At 33.3% G+C, this 1,107-nt stretch carries 1 protein-coding gene; it reads right to left on the bottom strand.

Annotated elements, in window-relative coordinates:
* Positions 1-1,107: AMP-binding protein (locus DM397_RS00560; protein WP_162615438.1), on the bottom strand; the 1,107-nt coding region annotated here is incomplete at both ends.

The following is a 1,107-nucleotide window of genomic DNA, read 5'->3' as shown; positions in this document are numbered from 1 at the left end:
CGCTACTCCTGCTCCTGATATAAACAGCTTTCCGGGGGTTCCTATCGGAACAATCTGCAAGGAATCATCCAAAATGTAAATCTGGGTGTTCGAGATAGGTTTACCAATTGGAATGCAACTTAAACAGTCATTTAATTTATAGACTGTTGCCCAAACCGTACATTCGGTAGGACCATACTCATTATACAATCCAATATTCTCTAAATTTTCATTATGAGAGGTAATCAAATCTAATTTGAAACTTTCTCCCGCCAAAATGATATTCCTTAGTTTTAAAGAATCTTTATTTTTTTTGAATTCGCTAAGCAATAAATTATAGTAATTAGGTACACAAAGAATATCTGTAATTTTATTCTTCACTATTACCTCTGTAATTTTTTCCGGATTTTTTATTATATAATCACTTACGATAACCAGACTGCCTCCACTTAACAATCCACTCCATATAACTGCTACTGATGAATCAAATGCAATATTAGAAGTCAGTAATATTTTTTGAACCTCGTAAAATTCTCTACACATTGTAGAATTTATTAGATTACGATGTTCTACCATTACTCCTTTAGGATTACCTGTAGTTCCAGAGGTATAAATGACATATGCCAAGTTATTAGCACCATTTATCTTTACAATATTTTCTTTTGAATACTTATGCTGAAGCTGTTCAAATTTCTCTAATGTATCCTCGTCTATAACTGCTTTACAATTACTGTCTTGTTCAATATATGCGATGCGGTCTTCTGGATAATTGGCATCTATTGGGACATAAGCAGCCCCTGATTTTTGTATCCCTAAAAGAGCTACAATCATTCTATCACTTCTATCCAGCTTTATACCTATCAGATCATCGGGTTTAATTCCATAATTTTCTCTTAAATAAAATGCCAGTTGATTCGACTTCTCATTAAGTTCCTGATAGGTTAATTGCGTTTGTTCAAAAACAACAGCAATATTATTTGGTGTCTTTCTAACCTGTTCTTCAAATAAATCTATGATGGTCTTGTCTTTTGGGTACTCTGAATCTGTGTCATTGAATTCTACCAATAACTGATTCTGCTCTTCAAATGTTAGATAACCAATTTCCTGAATCAGCCTTTCAGGCTGTTC

Source organism: Flavobacterium nitrogenifigens (assembly GCF_003254565.1).
Classification (GTDB): Bacteria; Bacteroidota; Bacteroidia; order Flavobacteriales; family Flavobacteriaceae; genus Flavobacterium; species Flavobacterium nitrogenifigens.
Note: the sequence above shows the minus strand (reverse complement) of the source record. Positions and strands in the feature narration are given on the sequence as shown.